Raw genomic sequence first — 11,608 nt, 5'->3', positions numbered from 1 at the left:
GGTTGGTGGGTTGGTGTTTGGGGTGTTTTGTTTGGTTTTTTGGTTTTTTGTGTGTTTTTTGTTGGTTTGTTTGTTGGTTAATTGGTTGGTTGGTTGGTTGGTTGGTTGGTTGGTTGGTTGGTTGGTTGGTTGGTTGGTTGGTTGGTTGGTTGGTTGGTTGGTTGGTTGGTTGGTTGGTTGGTTGGTTGGTTGGTTGGTTGGTTGGGCATGATGTTGTCCTTCTGAAATAAGGCAATAAAATTTTCGTATTTTAACTATTCTGCCTTCTCTTGACTATCATTGTCAGTGATTAGTTACCTATAGAATGAATCACCAATTATTAGATTTTACCTAAAAGTAATTTAGAAATTGTGCGTCTAATCATAATAATTATTCTACGTATAATACACTCCATCAGCAAGCGATAAAGCTTAAAAAAATTTTTCCGTTAAACCCCTACAAGGAAACCAAACATGAAGAACATCCTGATTATTTCCGGACACCCCGATTTGCAACATTCCCTGGCCAATGCCGAAATTTTGGCGGAAGTGGAAAATCCCTACCGCAAGCCGAAATCCGCAAACTGGATGCGCTGTATCCGAACCGTCGGTTTGATATTGCCGCCGAACAAGATGCGCTGCTGAAAGCCGATGTGATTGTGCTGCAATTCCCGTTTTCATGGTATTCGGTGCCGGGTTTGATGAAGTTGTGGATTGACGAAGTATTCGTACACGGTTTTGCGCACGGCTCGACCGCGAAACTGGGCGGCAAAAAGCTCATCGTGTCATTTACTACCGGTGCGCCCGCTACGTTGTATCAAAAAGACGGCTTCTTCAAACACTCGGTGGAAGACTATCTGCCGCAGTTTGAAACCTTCGCTGCCTTGTGTGGGCTGGATTATCAACAACCCGTGTACACCTGCGGTATCGGCTACACCGACCGTGGCAACGAAGAAGCCGTCAATGCGCAAAAACAACAGGCGCGCGAACACGCGGCGCGTTTGGTTGCCGCCATTCAAGCCGCTGCTGCCTGAACTTTTCAGGTAGCCTGAAAATGCTTTATTTCACAATAATATAAAGGAAATCGAAATGTACGTTATCGACATCAAAATCACCGAACAAACCAACGAAACAGAAGCCGCCGAACGGCTGGCACAGCACCGCGCATGGTTCAAAAAATATTTCGAGGCAGGCAATTTCCTGGTGGTCGGCCCATACCTTGACCGCAAACATGCAGGCATGGTACTGGCGCAGGCCGAAAGCCGCGAAGCCTTGGACAAAATTCTGGCAGAAGACGCTTAATTATCCCGACGGCGCGGAATACGCCGTCAGCGAATACCAAGCCAATCTGATTGCCGACAACATCACGGATTATCGCGGCAAATAAGTTTCAGGCAGCCTGAAAAGCAGCCTGCACCCTTTTCCCAACTTTTATATAAGGAATATCACAATGAAAAACTATCCCAAAATCGCACTCGGCACTTGGTCTTGGGGCGTGGGCGCATTCGGTGGTGATGCCGTGTTCGGGCAAACACTGACCGAAGCGCAGATGAAAGAAGTGTTCGACACCGCCATGAAGGCAGGGTTGAACCTTTGGGACACCGCCTACGTTTACGGTATGGGCGACTCTGAAAAAGAATTGGGCAAATTTGTCCGCCAACAGCCCAAAGGCAGCGTGATTCTGTCCACCAAATTCACACCGAATCTGGCAGACGAAACCGCCGCAGACCCTTTGGATGCGATGCTCGAAGGCAGCCTGCAACGGCTGGGTGTCAATGAAATCGACCTTTACTGGATACACAACTCCCTTGATGTGGAACGTTGGACACCCTATTTAATCCCCGCCCTAAAAAGCGGCAAAGTGAAGGCAGTGGGCGTATCCAACCACAACCTTGCCCAAATCAAACGCGCGAATGAAATTTTAGCGGCAGAAGGGTTCAAACTCAGCGCGGTACAAAACCATTTCAGCCTGCTTTACCGCCATTCCATTGCAGACGGCACGTTGGACTACTGCCGCGAAAACGGCATTGCCTTCTTCGCCTACATGGTGCTGGAACAAGGTGCGTTAAGCGGACGCTACAACGTACAAAATCCGTTGCCTGAAGGCAGCCGCCGCGCCGAAGCCTACAATAATGTATTGCCGCAACTGCAAAAGCTCACCGATGCGATGGCCGAAATCGGCAAGGCGCACAACGCTTCCGCCGCCCAAATCGCCATTGCTTGGGCGATTGCCAAAGGCGCATTGCCGCTTATCGGCGCCACCAAGCCGCACCACGTTACCGATGCCGCCGATGCCGCTAAACTGGTACTGACCGCCGAACAAATGGCCGAAATCGAACACCTGGCGGAAGAAACCGGCGTGGATACGCGCGGCGGCTGGGAAGGCGAAGCATAAATCCGTTTTAATGCCGCTGAAGCACACGCTTTAGCTTCGCAGAAACTTCGTTTTAACTTCGTTGAAGCTGCGCTTTAGCTTCGCAGAAACTTCGTTTTCAGGTAGCCTTTCTTTCGATAAGGCCGTCTGAAAGCATCAAAAAGCAGTCTGCAACCTGCCCCGCCGTTTACCGCACAAAATCCAAATGCAGGCTGTCATCGGTCTGAATCCTATGATTTGGGCGTGCTGCTGCTTTCAGGCTGCCCAAAAGGCCGTCTGAAAGGCTACCTGCCCCCTTTTAACCAAATACAAAAAGCCATGAAAAAATACATCATGACCCTGCTAGCCGCCATATCCCTATCTGCCCAAGCCGTGCCCGTATTCAATATATTCGAACTCGGCATACAACCCGGACAAACCGCAGCCTACGAAGAAGTCGGCAAAAACAACATCACTGCTTCCGTGCGCGGCGAAAAAGGTACACTCGCCATGTATTCCACCAAACGACAGGACAACCCCGAAACCGCCTATATGTTTGAAATCTATGTCGATAACGAAGCCTATCAAGCCCATATCCAATCGCCGCAATACAAAAACTTCCTGCAAAAATCCCCCGCAATCCTGACCGGCCACAAACGCAAAATCAGCGTCGAACCACAATTTTTGCTCGACAAACGGGTAAACCAAACCCCGAACACCATCAATAACTTGGTCATCGTGGACGTGAAGCCCGAACACGCCCAAGCCTTCAAAGACATCGTAATGTCCGAAATGGCACAGTCGCTCCAAGCTGAAAGCGGCGTACTCGCCATCTACGCAGCCACAGAACAAAACAATCCGAACCGTTGGTATTTCTATGAAATCTATGCCAGTGGATCTGCCTATCAATCACACTGCCAAACTCCGCATTTTCAGGATTATCTGAAACACACAGCAGACATGACAACAAATAGAGAAAGCATCGCCATTACCCCCGCATTCCTGATGAATAAAGGCGGGTTGAGATTTGAAAGGCGATAACATTACAGCCTGAAAAACAAACGTGCCCTTGATTTGCTGATTCCGCATGACAAACCTGGCAATAGCCAACGCGCGATTATGGTTCTATTAAGATTGCGGAAGATGTAATGGATAAGCTGGCTTTCCCTTCCCATTTTTACGGATGTACGGGAGAGGCATACCGGCAGGACTTGGCGGATAACGGCATCACCCGGTCGGTAAAAATTAAAGAATTGGAATTTGACGGACAGGGCAAGTTGTCAGAAGGCTGTATGTTGATTTTGGAAGTGGAGCAGAAGAAAGGGGACAAGCTGTTTACGCTTTCGCCTGTACCGTTAAACGAGATCATTCATTTTATGCGGGACACTTGGCGGTATTGCTGATGCGGAAAGGACGGATTGAAAAACCGTCCTTTTGTTTTGCCGGTTGTTTTTCAGGTAGCCTGCACCATTCAAGGCTACCTGAAAATTCATCTCTAAAATAAAAGCTCATTCATTCAATGCTGCCAATCTCGCCCGAACTTTTGCAGCCGCATCTTCCGTGCTGTTGCCGACGATAACGTTTTGCTTGTCGTCGAAATACTGAACGGCAGGCAGGTCGCGCAGGAAGTCGTCAATATCCTGTGCGGTCAGGAAACGTCCGTGCATATCCCAGCCGACATTGAGGGCGCGCCCTTTGACGGCAGCCATGCGGTCGTGCAGATGGCCGTAGAGGTGGTATAGGCCGTGGTGGATGCCGTCCCATTCGTATAAGGGATAGTGGCACAAAATCGCGGTATTGCTGATTTCGGGCAGTTTGAGCCGCAGGTAATGGCTGGCGGACGAGAGTAACGGATTGCCGTCGGCTTTGCGCGTGTTGAGGAAATGTTCTTCGTTTTGCCGAATCAGGTAGTCGTGGTTGCCGTAGATCAAATGGTGTTGCCCGTTAAGCCGTTGCAGCACGGCTTCGATGTGTGCGGGCTTTTTTGCAAAGCAGACATCGCCGAGGTTGTACACAGTGTCTTGCGGGGTAACGACGCGGTTCCAGCAGTCGATCAGGTATTCGTTCAGCTCGTCGGCGTTATCGCTTTGCAAGCGGAATTGCGGGCAGTATCGGGCGATGTTGGGATGGGAGAAGTGCCAGTCGGCGGTGAAATAGGTTTGGGGCATGGGGTACTCGATTTCTGGGGATCTGACAATGAAAAATAAGGTGCAGGCTGCTTTAGAGGCCGTCTGAAACAGGGTTTGGGCGATAAAAAGCAGCCTGCACTTTTTGTCTGCCTATCTGCCGGTCAATACCAACCGTCGGCAGAAGGCTTCCCAGTCGGCAAGTTTCACGGCATGCGAGCCGTCTGCTAACCGGTGCACATCGGAAGCGCAGGCGGTGTGCCAATAGGTGTAAAACGGAAGTTTGGCGATGTCGGCTTCCAATACGACAGGGGCATTATCCTGTTCTGGCGTATGCACAATCGGCAGGCCGAAATAGCTGTATTGGCCGTCAGCGGTTTGTTTATCGGTGTTGCCGGTTTGGCCGCGGTGTCTGCCGGTACGGACAAACAGGCGGCAGAATGCGTTCCAATCATGCAAGAAAACGGCGGCTTGTCCGTCTATCAGGCTTTGGGCGGAACCGATGCTGCTGTCCCGCCAAAACGGGTAGAACGGTAATGCAGCGATGTGATGTTCCATGATGACCGGAAAATCTCTCTGCCCTACCGGCCGCATCACCGGAACGCCGAAACAGGCGGTTTCAGGCAAGGCATGTGCAGGCTGCATGAAGGTGTTTTGCAGGATAACGGCCGCTTCTGCAGGGTCAATACCCAAACTGTCTATGGCAGGCTGCAAGGTTGCAGGCAGGTCGCAAAAGCAGCCTGCACCTTCTGGCAGGCAGTACACCGAGTTGTGCGTATGGGCCAGCGGTGCCGCCCATAGGGTAACGGGCGAGGTGCGGATTCGGCCGCCTGCGGCAAAGCGTCCCGAACCATCTTGGGCGACTGTGCCGTACACCACGGCATACTCGGATTTGCCGGGCGTGTGGTAGCGCGTGAAGGTCCAGTCGGTGAGCTTGCAGGGGGAAAGAGTGCAATCGTGGGGATGTTCGGATGGGATGGGGTTGTTGGGCATAGGGTATTCCTTGAATGTCGATGGCGGGATTTTTAAATAACTGTGGGCATTGCGGACTATGCAGGCTGCCTGAAATTGCAGCTACTACACCTCAATCAAGCACCCGTCCCGATAACCGTTATGCCCGATTTCGTTGGGATAGCCCAAGGGGTTGATGACCACGCGGCAGCCTTGAACGGTGGCATCCATCGCTGTGTGCGTGTGTCCGGCAAACCAGTAGGCAAAGCCGGTCAAATCGACATCGTTGATGAAATAGGGATTGAGCGGCGATTCGGCAAATTGCGGGGCGGTGCAGGCTGCATTCGGCGGAAAGTGGGTCAGGACGATGGTGTCGGCGGCGCCGCAAAATCGGCGTATCCATGCCCATTCTTCGTTATACAGGCGGACATAGTCCTCGGGCGTGATGCGCCGCTCGTTTTGGCTGTTGGGCAGGTAATCAAAAATATAGGCGAAATCGGCCACGGAAACCTGCGCCAGATTGCAGTTTTGCTCAAACTGTCCGGCGCTGACCTGGTGCTGCCTGAAATTGCTGAACAGCGTGCCGCCGACAAAGGTCCGGCCGTCGATTTGCACGGTTTTGCCCGCGCGCAGATAAGGTTCGTTGCGCAACTGCAGGCGCACATCGCTCATGTTTTCATGATAATAATCGTGATTGCCCAACACAAAGACATAGGGCTTGCCCGCCTCGTTGCAGGCTGCCTGAAACTGCCGCATGGCGGCCAAGCCGTTGCCGAAATCGCCGGCGTGGGCAATCACATCGGCTTCGGGATGAAGGGTATAGGGGCTGCCGTGGGTGTCGGAAAGGAGCTGGATTTTCATGGGGATGCGGTTTCAGGTAGCCTGCAACGGGAGATGGGAAACGGTTCGCCGGTATTGTATCATTCCATCTGAAACCGTTTGACACGATTGGCGCCGAGTATCGGCGTTGATGGTTCACGCTCATCCATCATTCATTAGGAAGCCCTCTTATGCCGACAGCCCGCACCGTCCAACTCAACTACATCTCCGATATCCACTTGGAATGGCTGTTCGACAAACGCGGGCTGCTGCAAACCGATGTGCTGGACGAAATCTACCACCCCCTGTTCCGCTGCAATAAGCAGCCTGCAACGCAACACAATCTGTTGATGATTGCCGGCGATTTGACCGAGGCCAGGAAGTTCCACTATTTCGTGCCGTTTCTGGAAAGCGTGATAGCCGACAACGGCTTTGACCGGGTGTTTTATGTGATGGGCAATCACGAATACTACGGCGATGCCCTGCACAAGGTGGTTGGACGGATTCAGGCAGCTCTGGACAACAGCCCGGTACTGAAAGCGCACATGAGCATCCTGCATAACCAGTGCGCCATGCTCGATAACGGGCGCGTGCAGATTATCGGCGCACCGTTTTGGTATCAGGTGGCGCATGGGGACGAATATGCGGTGGCACAAAGGTTGAGCGATTATCGCTACATCAAGGTCAAACGCGGCAATCGTTATGCCAAACTGCTGTATCGCGACGTGCTGGCGGCACATCATCAAAGCGTGTGCTTTATCGAAGAAACGCTGCGTGCCAGCCCGTCCGGTGTACAAAATATCCTGTTCACCCACCACCCGACCAGCCGCCTGTTCGGCGATGCCGACCTGGGCTACGGCACGGTACTGCCTGCACGGTGGGCGGAGGATGCGGCAATCGGGCTACCTGAAAAGCTTGCAGCCTGCATCCACGGCCACGCCCACCAACACCTGCCTGTGCATTATGCCAACGAATACGGCATTCCGACGGTGAGCAACACCATCGGCTACTATCAGGAAGAGTTTAAGCCCGACAGCCCGGCGGGGCGGCAGCAAATCAAAGACGGGCTGCCGTTTTTGATGGTGTGAACCAAGAGAAGGATGTGTGGGACTAGAAAAAGGATGATTGCCATCCACGCATTCGCATCTCAAGCACAACAATTTCCGAAGGAGCTATATACTAGACTAGCAACTATGTTACCCTCGAAATACTCAATAGGCACCGAAAGACAAGCGAGGGCGTGAGACAGCAGACAAAGTGGTCATTTTCGGTATCTTAAACCGGTAAGAACTGGTCTTTAATACGGTTGTGCTGGATGATGCTAAGCCTGAAGCATTACTGCCTGTCATCAAAAGAAAAATCATGCTGGGCAGCATTGTTTACACAGACAGCCCCTGAGCAATTACAACTAGTTGGACATGAGCGGTTTTGCCCATTACTGCATCAACCATTTCAAAGAATTTACAGACCGCCTGAACCACATCAACAACATTGAGAATTTTTGGAATCAGGCAAAAATACCATGTTGCGTAAGTTTAACGGTATTCCGAAAGAGCATTTTGAGCTGTAATTAAAGAAATGAGAATGGTATTTTAATAATAGTGGAATAGAGTTAAAGTTTTCATTTTTGAAACAATTGGTAAAACATAATATGCCCTAGCCGCCTGGGACAGATCTAACTCCATATCCTTATAACTTCTTAGCAAAAGGCACCATAGCAATGGCAATCAATCCAACCAAACTCTTTGACGGTCTTGCCAAGCTCGTACAATCGGAAGACAAAGCAAACTTCATCTACGGCTTTCTCCGCCTGTTCGATACCCCGAAAGCCACCATCACCAAACTGCAAAACCAAACTCCCGGCACCAACGTTGCCGATATGCCCTTACTCGGCGAAATTGCCCTCAGCCGGAAACTTTATTTCAAACCTGCCGACCCCTGGGCAGACATTTACGACATCCTGCAAACCCTGAAACAATCACCTTCCGCCGATAAAAACAAAATCCGCTTCTTTATCGTTACCGATTTTCAAAACATCGCCGTCTATGACACTAAGGCCGATGACTATCTCGAATGTGCCTACACCGACTTGGCGTAGAACTACGGCTTTTTCCTTCCCCTTGCAGGCTTGGAAAAAAGCAGTGGATTTGAAGAAAATCCCGCCGACACTAAAGCTGCCGAAAAAATGGGGCGCCTTTTCGACCATATCCGCCGCCAAAAAGCGGAACGTATGGTAAGGGGCTGAATATGTTGCTAAAAGGTATGCGCGTTGATTCTAGAATCAACAGCTTGGATGATATTTTCAATCACGATGATTTAGGCCTGCTTGCCGATGTCAAACCAGTTACCGCTAAAACCGATGAAAATGCAATGGTTTTACAAACATTCAAAGAAGTCGAATCGTTTTTCAGACGACATGGACGTTTACCGAACAATGATAGCAATTTGGATGAAGAAATTTTAGATAGAAAATGGCAAGCCTTGCTGAACAACAAACAGCATTGTGAAATCCTCCAACAACACGATACGTTCAATTTGCTGGGGTTGTCTGAAAAAATGGAACACTGTAAAGCAGAAAATTTTGATATTAACCAGATAATAATCCCTCATTCTGCTTTTTTACCAGCAACCTTGCTAATATAGCTTTTGAAGGTTTCAGAGGGATCGTGTGGGGTTTAGGGCTAATCTACGTCAGCCTCTTTATCTATGCTGCCTGTTAACAGCAATAAGAGGTTTATTTAGTGCATCTTGTGTCATCCCATGCATATATGCATTATATTGCCATACAATAAGTTGCTGTTTATATCGCTCATTAATTTCTTCCAAGCGTTGTACCTGAGCCTTCAAATTATTAACTTGTTTTAGCAAATAATCCATCGTTACATTTGGTACTGGTTCTTTTTTTGCATCTTCTTTTATTTTTTGCTTCTGTTGGCTAAAGGCTTTTTGTATATCAGGATAATTAGCCAGTGACTGCCTCTCAATACTCTTAATATTCAATAACTCTGAAACTTTAGAGCAAAGTAAATTCCATGTTAACTTCCCCTCCCAGGTTTTAATCAACATAATGATATCTTCCAAATTTTCTTCTGTAATAAGAATTTTAGGCATACTACATCTCCATTAACCTATATAAATCATCATCAAGTTTAGCCGTTTCTGGTTTTTTAACATCTATATCCATTCCTTTTTCCAATAAGGCTAACTTGACTGGTGAAGGATCATATTCGTCAGGTATTCGTAATAGTGTACCATTTGGAATTTCACTATTTTCCAAGAATGCAATTTTGGTTCTTATATGTGCCAATCTCCACCCTAGGTTACTTATCCAACGATCTGCACCAAAAGCTCCTAATTTATGGTGTTCTTTTGCTTTATTAATTTGCTCTGTAAGCTGAATTTCTCTATGCTTTAATATTTCTAAAGATGATTCTAATCCTTTAATACAAATAAGTTCTTTACATGTTTCACAATCTCCATGGCGAGAACATGGCGACATTGCATAATCATGCTCACAAATGCCTATTTCTGTTATTGTTGTGACTCCCACCCCATCCTTCCCTACGTCCTCATATGTAACTGGAAGATTCAAATGGATTTTATCTAATATTGAGATATCCTCAGGGATTAACAAATCCCGAACTGCCTCACTTTTTTCTTCTTCTGTCCTGTGATCATAAGCTTTATTATCTGCAACTATAGCTCTCCCTGCCCAGTTAGCTAAAGTTAATTCATCCATTCCACCACGCTCAGCTTTTGTACTTAACCAATGTCTTGCATTATGTGATAGTAATCTAATAAATTCTCCTTTCGATGTCCTTATGTCATGTTTTCCCATAATGACGTTTTAGGGCGTGTTTCAGAATAGCAAAATCTATCGTTAATTTGATTTACTGTTGGCAATACAAAAGAGAAATTTCTAGGACGAAATTCATTATGGAACTCATTTCCTCTGAACAATAGTAAGGCTTCAGAAGCCCTAACGGTTTTATTCTTGTCAATATACGGCCAGTAATTAAATTTTGATGTATATTTTTCGTATAAGTATCTTCCTAATACATCATAAGTTATAATACCATTGTTTTCATTTACTAATTTTTTAAACCACTTAGCATGAATCCCTTTTTCTCCATTAATTGCTAAAATTTTACCTATTTCTATTTCATCTAGAGGTTTTTTAAATAAATCATTAGGTGACTGCATACCTTGATACGATAGCATTAGCATATTGACATTTTCTTCCGCAAATTTCGCTGATCTTCTTGCTAAATATCCTATATCTGTCAAACGTTTAACTGCTTCAACTATCACATCCTGCATTCTACCAGGAACCCATTTTAGACCCTCTTTCCCATTTTTTGCAGGTATCCATCTAATACCTAATTGTTTATTTCCTAATCTATCTTCTGTCCATTCTAAACAATTAATAGATAAAGACATTAACTCAGAGCAACGAGATGGAGCAACCATAAGCAAAGCCATAACTGCTGTATAATATTCAGTCTCCTTATCTAACTTAGGTGCATCATGAAATAGTTTTGCTGTAAGTAGCATTTCCTCATCAGATGGCATTTTTTTGGAACGATAATCTTTTCCTCTCTTATCTAATAATATTGTTAAATCTCTAGGACGACTATAAGGATTAGTCCATATAGGGAGCTTTGGAACAATTTGATATTCTATACAAAAATTAAATAATGCTTCTAATTGATAACCTAGTTTATTTGTTGATTCATTCATTTTAGGATATTTTTTAGCAACTAAATTTTGAACTTCTTGAATAACTAAACTATCCAGATATAGGATATCTGCTTTTTTCTTTACATTATGTAACGCCATTTCAACAAAACGCAATGCTTCCATATGTCTAGCGAATTGACGAATAGGTCTTAACGAATAAGTATAACGGATATAAGCCTTAGCAAACTCAATAAATGGTGAAGATAACGGTTTATATTTATAACTATTTGATGGAAATCTATCTGTAGAAAATCGAACTTGTACTGAATGGATATTAAACTTTGTTCTCCATTGATTATTTTCCCAGCAATCAGCACCAAAAGCATCTAATCTATATCTACAGAAATAAATGAACTGTTCTAGATTTTTAGTAGGAGAATTACTTATTGGTTCAAAAATTTGACTACCCATATTAATGAATCTCTCGAGATTTTTTCATTTGGTTACAAGCTTTAACTACATACTCAACCGCTAAAATAATGCGATCTTTAGAATTCGCATAATCTATGCTTTTAGACACTCTCAGTCGCTCTTCTTTTTCTCGATATAATTTATCTAATATCTGTTGATGAGGGCCATCAAGAAGAGGCCTAAATTTTCTACATAGATAACAGCTTTCATAAGAACTTATACAAAATTTA

Annotated in this window: 15 protein-coding genes and 2 pseudogenes; 11 read left to right on the top strand and 6 right to left on the bottom strand. The window is 46.4% G+C overall.

All coding sequences use genetic code 11. From position 1 onward, the window contains the following. The 7 genes from A7P95_RS12210 to A7P95_RS05725 form a co-directional block, all read left to right on the top strand. Window positions 1-230 (top strand): hypothetical protein (locus tag A7P95_RS12210; RefSeq protein ID WP_245636578.1); only part of this gene is annotated, 230 nt, incomplete at its 5' end. Between the two features lie 222 nt (window positions 231-452). Beyond that, entirely contained in the window at window positions 453-623 is a 171-nt protein-coding gene (locus A7P95_RS12205) for a hypothetical protein (RefSeq protein ID WP_245636577.1), read from the top strand. Then, a complete protein-coding gene (locus A7P95_RS05745; RefSeq protein ID WP_342667766.1) occupies window positions 554-1,012 on the top strand; it encodes an NAD(P)H-dependent oxidoreductase in 459 nt (152 codons plus the stop codon). The genes A7P95_RS12205 and A7P95_RS05745 overlap by 70 nt, the downstream gene beginning before the upstream one ends. A 55-nt stretch (window positions 1,013-1,067) precedes the next feature. Beyond that, on the top strand, window positions 1,068-1,280 hold the full coding sequence (locus tag A7P95_RS05740) for a YciI family protein (protein WP_218916358.1): 213 nt from the start codon (window positions 1,068-1,070) through the stop codon (window positions 1,278-1,280). Between the two features lie 148 nt (window positions 1,281-1,428). Next, window positions 1,429-2,373 carry an aldo/keto reductase gene (locus A7P95_RS05735; protein WP_067592499.1) on the top strand — a complete coding sequence of 315 codons (945 nt, stop codon included), beginning with the start codon at window positions 1,429-1,431 and terminating at the stop codon, window positions 2,371-2,373. A 297-nt stretch (window positions 2,374-2,670) separates the two neighbouring features. Continuing rightward, window positions 2,671-3,372: a putative quinol monooxygenase gene (locus A7P95_RS05730; RefSeq protein WP_064086868.1), complete on the top strand. Its 702-nt coding sequence runs from the start codon at window positions 2,671-2,673 to the stop codon at window positions 3,370-3,372. A 107-nt stretch (window positions 3,373-3,479) separates the two neighbouring features. After that, window positions 3,480-3,734, top strand: a complete 255-nt coding sequence (locus tag A7P95_RS05725) for a hypothetical protein (protein ID WP_245636576.1) — start codon at window positions 3,480-3,482, stop codon at window positions 3,732-3,734. Between the two features lie 105 nt (window positions 3,735-3,839). Here the strand turns inward: A7P95_RS05725 and A7P95_RS05720 are convergent, their stop codons facing one another. The 3 genes from A7P95_RS05720 to A7P95_RS05710 all read right to left on the bottom strand — a co-directional run bounded on the left by A7P95_RS05720 (window position 3,840) and on the right by A7P95_RS05710 (window position 6,269). Beyond that, window positions 3,840-4,499, bottom strand: coding sequence for a phosphoesterase (locus A7P95_RS05720; RefSeq protein WP_067592496.1), 660 nt, complete (start codon window positions 4,497-4,499; stop codon window positions 3,840-3,842). Between the two features lie 111 nt (window positions 4,500-4,610). Continuing rightward, the gene (locus A7P95_RS05715) at window positions 4,611-5,450 is read right to left on the bottom strand and encodes a hypothetical protein (protein ID WP_067592494.1); all 840 of its coding nucleotides are present in this window, start codon (window positions 5,448-5,450) and stop codon (window positions 4,611-4,613) included. A gap of 84 nt (window positions 5,451-5,534) precedes the next feature. After that, window positions 5,535-6,269 (bottom strand): metallophosphoesterase, encoded by a 735-nt coding sequence (locus A7P95_RS05710; protein WP_067592492.1) that lies wholly within the window; start codon window positions 6,267-6,269, stop codon window positions 5,535-5,537. 149 nt (window positions 6,270-6,418) lie between these two features. On the opposite strand from A7P95_RS05710, the gene A7P95_RS05705 reads away from it, so the two are divergent. The 4 genes and pseudogenes from A7P95_RS05705 to A7P95_RS05695 all read left to right on the top strand — a co-directional run bounded on the left by A7P95_RS05705 (window position 6,419) and on the right by A7P95_RS05695 (window position 8,870). Continuing rightward, window positions 6,419-7,315 carry a metallophosphoesterase gene (locus A7P95_RS05705; RefSeq protein ID WP_067592490.1) on the top strand — a complete coding sequence of 299 codons (897 nt, stop codon included), beginning with the start codon at window positions 6,419-6,421 and terminating at the stop codon, window positions 7,313-7,315. 136 nt (window positions 7,316-7,451) lie between these two features. Further along, window positions 7,452-7,794: pseudogene (locus A7P95_RS12200) on the top strand (IS1595 family transposase); the annotation flags it as partial. A 153-nt stretch (window positions 7,795-7,947) separates the two neighbouring features. Further along, a pseudogene (locus A7P95_RS05700) lies at window positions 7,948-8,472 on the top strand (type IIL restriction-modification enzyme MmeI). A gap of 2 nt (window positions 8,473-8,474) precedes the next feature. Then, entirely contained in the window at window positions 8,475-8,870 is a 396-nt protein-coding gene (locus A7P95_RS05695) for a hypothetical protein (protein WP_064090535.1), read from the top strand. Window positions 8,871-8,927: 57 nt separating this feature from the next. Here the strand turns inward: A7P95_RS05695 and A7P95_RS05690 are convergent, their stop codons facing one another. Genes A7P95_RS05690 through A7P95_RS12190 form a run of 3 tightly spaced genes read right to left on the bottom strand, consistent with a single transcriptional unit; the run spans window position 8,928 to window position 11,378 of the window. Next, on the bottom strand, window positions 8,928-9,338 hold the full coding sequence (locus A7P95_RS05690) for a hypothetical protein (RefSeq protein WP_067592487.1): 411 nt from the start codon (window positions 9,336-9,338) through the stop codon (window positions 8,928-8,930). Window position 9,339: 1 nt separating this feature from the next. Beyond that, a complete protein-coding gene (locus A7P95_RS12195) occupies window positions 9,340-10,065 on the bottom strand; it encodes a hypothetical protein (protein WP_245636575.1) in 726 nt (241 codons plus the stop codon). Further along, window positions 10,047-11,378, bottom strand: coding sequence for a hypothetical protein (locus A7P95_RS12190; protein ID WP_245636574.1), 1,332 nt, complete (start codon window positions 11,376-11,378; stop codon window positions 10,047-10,049). Before A7P95_RS12190 ends, A7P95_RS12195 begins: the two co-directional genes overlap by 19 nt. Window positions 11,379-11,608: the final 230 nt, after the last annotated feature.

This window comes from Eikenella longinqua, from assembly GCF_001648355.1.
GTDB lineage: Bacteria > Pseudomonadota > Gammaproteobacteria > Burkholderiales > Neisseriaceae > Eikenella > Eikenella longinqua.
Note: the sequence above shows the minus strand (reverse complement) of the source record. Positions and strands in the feature narration are given on the sequence as shown.

Excerpts from the sequence above, each read along its gene's own strand:
- A7P95_RS05705 (WP_067592490.1), top strand. The coding sequence starts at position 6,419 with ATGCCGACAGCCCGCACCGTCCAACTCAACTACATCTCCGATATCCAC.
- A7P95_RS05735 (WP_067592499.1), top strand. The coding sequence starts at position 1,429 with ATGAAAAACTATCCCAAAATCGCACTCGGCACTTGGTCTTGGGGCGTG.
- A7P95_RS05730 (WP_064086868.1), top strand. The coding sequence starts at position 2,671 with ATGAAAAAATACATCATGACCCTGCTAGCCGCCATATCCCTATCTGCC.
- A7P95_RS05710 (WP_067592492.1), bottom strand. The coding sequence starts at position 6,269 with ATGAAAATCCAGCTCCTTTCCGACACCCACGGCAGCCCCTATACCCTT.
- A7P95_RS12205 (WP_245636577.1), top strand. The coding sequence starts at position 453 with ATGAAGAACATCCTGATTATTTCCGGACACCCCGATTTGCAACATTCC.
- A7P95_RS12195 (WP_245636575.1), bottom strand. The coding sequence starts at position 10,065 with ATGGGAAAACATGACATAAGGACATCGAAAGGAGAATTTATTAGATTA.
- A7P95_RS05695 (WP_064090535.1), top strand. The coding sequence starts at position 8,475 with ATGTTGCTAAAAGGTATGCGCGTTGATTCTAGAATCAACAGCTTGGAT.
- A7P95_RS05720 (WP_067592496.1), bottom strand. The coding sequence starts at position 4,499 with ATGCCCCAAACCTATTTCACCGCCGACTGGCACTTCTCCCATCCCAAC.
- A7P95_RS05725 (WP_245636576.1), top strand. The coding sequence starts at position 3,480 with ATGGATAAGCTGGCTTTCCCTTCCCATTTTTACGGATGTACGGGAGAG.
- A7P95_RS12190 (WP_245636574.1), bottom strand. The coding sequence starts at position 11,378 with ATGGGTAGTCAAATTTTTGAACCAATAAGTAATTCTCCTACTAAAAAT.
- A7P95_RS05715 (WP_067592494.1), bottom strand. The coding sequence starts at position 5,450 with ATGCCCAACAACCCCATCCCATCCGAACATCCCCACGATTGCACTCTT.
- A7P95_RS05740 (WP_218916358.1), top strand. The coding sequence starts at position 1,068 with ATGTACGTTATCGACATCAAAATCACCGAACAAACCAACGAAACAGAA.
- A7P95_RS05690 (WP_067592487.1), bottom strand. The coding sequence starts at position 9,338 with ATGCCTAAAATTCTTATTACAGAAGAAAATTTGGAAGATATCATTATG.